Annotated in this window: 3 protein-coding genes; all 3 read right to left on the bottom strand. The window is 74.2% G+C overall.

Annotation, left to right across the window (positions count from 1 at the left end):
- On the bottom strand, window positions 1-1,119 hold a 1,119-nt coding region (locus G3I53_RS13205; protein ID WP_164438369.1), incomplete at its 3' end, for an FAD-dependent oxidoreductase.
- 452 nt (window positions 1,120-1,571) lie between these two features.
- Window positions 1,572-2,201, bottom strand: coding sequence for a TetR/AcrR family transcriptional regulator (locus G3I53_RS13200; RefSeq protein ID WP_164334517.1), 630 nt, complete (start codon window positions 2,199-2,201; stop codon window positions 1,572-1,574).
- Between the two features lie 35 nt (window positions 2,202-2,236).
- Window positions 2,237-4,321 carry a YhgE/Pip domain-containing protein gene (locus G3I53_RS13195; protein WP_164334516.1) on the bottom strand — a complete coding sequence of 695 codons (2,085 nt, stop codon included), beginning with the start codon at window positions 4,319-4,321 and terminating at the stop codon, window positions 2,237-2,239.
- Window positions 4,322-4,401 lie beyond the last annotated feature (80 nt).

Below are 4,401 nucleotides of genomic sequence, written 5' to 3'. Positions count from 1 at the left end.
GTCGGGGACGAGGGCGGGGTCGTCCGGCCGCAGCACGGTGACCGTCGGACGGGCGGGCAGCGACGGCCGGTCGCCGAACAGCGCCCCCAGCTCCTCCTCCCGGTCCGCCGCGTGCACCACCGTGCGGTGGGCGGTGTCCCCGGGCCGCCCGCCGCGCAGCGCCAGCAGCACGGTCAGCCGGCTCGCCGCCGCCCGCCGGGCCGGGACCTCGCCGTCCCCACGCACCGGGCTGTCCCCGCACAGCCGGTCCAGCTCACCGGGCGCCGCACCCGCGACCACGAACTCCGCGTCCGCGGCACTCCCGTCGGCGAGTTCCACGCCCGCCACCCGGCCGTCCTTCTCCCGCACCCGGACCACCTCGGCGCCGAAGCGGAACTCCACCCCGCGCGCCCGGCACCGGTCGTGGACCGCACGGGCCAGTTCCCGCAGACCGCCGCGCACGTACCACATGCCGAAGGCGTGCTCCATGTACGGCAGCACCGCCGCGTTCGCCGGGGTGGTCCGCGGATCCATGCCGAGGGCCAGCGCATGGCTCTCCAGCAGGGCGACCAGGCGGGCGTCGCGCAGCTCCCAGGCGCCCACCTCGGCCAGGGTGCCGGCGACGCGGGTGCGCAGCAGCCTGCGGTGCGGGACGGCCGGGTAGGGCTCCCGCTCGGCCAGCACCTGCCAGTTCGGCCACAGCGGCTCCTCCAGCAGCGGCCGGCGCGTCCGGTCCCAGGTCTCGCGGGCCCGCACCAGGAAGTCGCCCCAGCGCCGGCCTGCGGTGGCGCCGAGGGTGCCGTCCAGGGCGGCGACCACACCCGCGCGCGAGGCGTTCGGCAGTGCCACCTGCGTGCCGTCCGCGAACACGTGCCGGGACGACGGGTCGACCTGGACCAGCTCGACGCACTCCTCCAGCGGCTCCCGGCCGGTCTTCAGGAACAGGTCCCGGTAGACCGCGGGCAGCGGCAGCAGACCGGGTCCGGTGTCGAAACGGAACCCGTCCCGCTCCCGGCGGCGCAGCGCGCCCCCGTAGGTGTCCGTCCGTTCGTACACCGTCACCCGGTGGCCCGCGACGGCCAGCCGGGCGGCCGCCCCCATCGCGCCCATCCCGGCGCCGATCACCGCAATCCGTGCCATGCCAGGGACCTTATCCGCCGCCCCCGGCCCGGCCCGAGCCGACCACCGGTGCCCGGGCGCCGCGGGCCCGTTCGGCGGCGCGACCCCCGGACGCCGGGGTGCACGGGTGAGTACCCGTACTCAGCGGCGCAGATGAGTAGCTGTGCGGATGGGCGGCGACCTGCGTGGACGGCACAGTGGAGACCACGGAGAGGGGGCGCGGCTCCGGCACCGGCGACACGGGGCGCCGGAACGGAGACGGCCCTCGTTCCGCTCCTTCCGCCGACGGACGTCGGCGGGAGCGAGGCACGGGGGAACCCGCGGGACGACCGCACGGGGTTCCGACGGGGGAACGCACGGGGGAGCAAGGAAGGCGCCGGACCGACGGTGGCCCGCGGGGGACGCGGCCACCGGCGGACCGGCGCCTTCGCTCACCCGGATCCGCTCACCCGGATCCGCTCACCCCAGGCCGCTCACCCGGATCCGCTCACCCGGCCCTGGAGCAGCCGGGACAGCGCCGCGTGCACGTCGTCCAGGGACCGCTCGGCCTGGAACGACTTCCAGTCCAGCGCGGCCACCAGGACCATCCCGACCAGCGCCGCCGCCGTCAGCGGGACATCGATCTCCTCGCTCAGCTCGCCGCGCTCCACACCCTCCCGCAGCACCCCCTCGACCACCGCCACGGCCTGCTGGCGCACCACCATCAGCGTGGACTGCCACGCCCGGTTGGTGCGCCACAGCTCCGCCACGTACAGCTGCGTGAAGGCCGGATAGCGGTCGATGAAGACCAGCCCGGCGTGGATCATCGCGTCCAGGGCGTCGACCGCGGAGCCGCCCGCCCCGGCCGTCCGGTCGGCCGCCTCCTTCAGCGAGGCGGTGAGGAGACCGACCCCGTGCCGCAGGAGCTCCTCGAAGAGGACCGACTTGCTGGCGAAGTTGTAGTAGACCGTGCCCTTCGCCACCCCCGCCCGCTCGGCGATCTCGTCCACGGTGGTGGCGGAGAAACCCTGTTCGGCGATGAGGGTGACGGCCGCCTCGTAGAGTCTCTGCCGGGTGGCCTCACGGCGGGCGCTGCCGCCCGACGCGGCGCTGCTGCTTTCCATGGCCCTGATTGTCACAGCCCCGCCGGGCCGCCCGGTCACAGGCTCAGCTCCGGGTGCAGCCGGTCCAGCGTCCACACCTGACGGCGCCGGGCCGACAGGGCGGTCAGCGCCAGCGCGCCCGCGGTGAAGACCGCCAGCACCGCGCACGCCTGCCACACCGGACCGAGCCCGCCGCCCGTGATGAGCCGCCGCAGCGCCTCGACCACGTAGCTCATCGGCAGGTACGGGTGCAGCGCCTCGAAGAAGCCGGGGCTGGTCTGCACCGGGTACGTGCCGCCCGCCGACGTCAGCTGCAGCATCAGCAGCGCCAGGACCAGGATCCGGCCCGCCGCGCCGAACCGCGCGTTCAGCCACTGCACGATCGCCGCGAAACACGCGCTCGCCAGGAACAGGAAGCCGACCGTGCCCGCCGCCCGGGCCATCTGCAGCCCGATCGCCCAGTGCAGCACCGCCATCAGCGCCACCGTCTGGAGCACCCCGATCGCCACCACCGGCAGCCAGCCCGCCAGCGCGATCCGCCACGCGGAGGCACCCGCCGCGAGCGCCCGCCGGTTCATCGGCGCGATCAGCATGTACGCCACCATCGCGCCCACCCACAGCGACAGCGGGATGAAGTACGGGGCGAAACCGGTGCCGTAGTTGGGCGCCTTGTGCAGGTCCCGGGAGACCAGCTTCACCGGGTCGGCCATCACCTCGGTGCGCCGGTCGCGGTCCTGCGCGTCGTAGTCCGGGATGCGGTCGGCGCCCTCGTGCAGACCCCCGGCCAGCTTGCCGGAGCCGTCCACCAGCTTGTAGATGCCGCCGTTCAGGTCCACCGCGCCGGTCTCCAGCTTGCCGATGCCCTTGTCGAGCCCGGACGCGCCGGACTCGGCCGTGCCCAGCTTCTCGTGCAGCTTCTTCAGGCCGGAGGCGACCTTGCCGGCGCCCTTGTCGAGTTCGTTGATCCGCTTCACCGCGTCGTCCAGGTCCTTGGACAGGTTCGGCGCGCGGACGGCGAGCGCATTGGCCTGCTTCTCCAGGGTGCCCAGCCGCGTGTCCAGCTTCTTCAGGTCCTCGCGGTGGCCGGTGACCAGGGCACCGACCTCCTCGGCGACCCCGGCCGCGTCGGCCGCCGCGTCCTTGGCCTTCCCCAGGTCGGCGCAGGCGGCGTCGGGCTCCTCGGCCTCCTCGCAGCGCGTGCGGTGGACGTCGTTCAGGGCCGTGGAGGCGCTGCGGGCGTCCTCGGCGGCGGCCGGGGCGCGTTCGCGCAGCGTGTCGAGGTCGCCGCGGAGGCCGCCGGCCGCGTCGGCGACGAGCCGCGCGGTGTCCCCGATGGCCTTCTCGTTCTTCTCCAGGAACGGGCCCACCTCGGTGTCGACCGCGTTCACCCGGTCCGCCAGGGCACCCGTCCCGTCGGCCACCTTGCGGGAGCCGTCCTTGAGGCTGCCCGCCCCCTTGTGGAGGTCCACCAGGCCCTTGGACAGCTTGCCGCTGACCTGCTTGGCGTTCGTCAGATGGCCGGCGAGGTCCTTCGAGCCCTTCTCCGCCTTGCCGATCCCGCCCTTGAGCCGGTCGGCGCCCTTCGCCGCCTCCTCGGTCCGGCCGTGGATGTCGGAGAACGACACGAAGATCTTGTCCAGGAAGGACCGCGAGGTCTTGGCCGAGGCGGCCTGGCGCACCTCACCGAACACCGTGCGGGAGATCTGCCCGACGATGTAGTTGTTGGCGTCGTTGGTCCGCACCTGGAGGGCGCCGGTCTCCGGCGCGTCCCCGGAACTGGACGCGATCCGGCGGCTGAAGTCGGCGGGCATCGTCAGCGACAGGTAGTACGTGCCGTCCTCCACGCCCCGGCGCGCCTCCTGGGCGCTCACCTCGCGCCAGTCGAAGGTGGAGCTGTCCCGCAGCCCCTCCGTGATGTCGTCGCCCGCGGTGATCCTCTTCCCGTCCGCGGTCGCCCCCCTGTCGTCGTTGACCAGCGCGACCGGGATGCGGTCCAGGCGGTCGTACGGGTCCCAGAACGACCACAGGTACAGGGCGCCGTAGAGCAGCGGCAGCACCATCAGCGCGACCAGCGCGGCACGCGGCAGCTTGCCGCGCCCGAACCGCCGGAGCTCAAGAGCGGCCAGTTTCGGCGAGCGCATCGGCCGCCGCCTCCTTCGGGTCGTGGTGCGGGTCCTGCGTGTCGCGCGGGTCGTGGTGCGGGTCCTGCGTGTCGCGCGGG

Origin of the sequence: Streptomyces sp. SID14436, from assembly GCF_010548465.1 — a bacterium.
GTDB lineage: Bacteria > Actinomycetota > Actinomycetes > Streptomycetales > Streptomycetaceae > Streptomyces.
The sequence above is the reverse complement of the archived record's forward strand: the minus strand, read 5'-3'. Positions and strand labels throughout refer to the sequence as shown.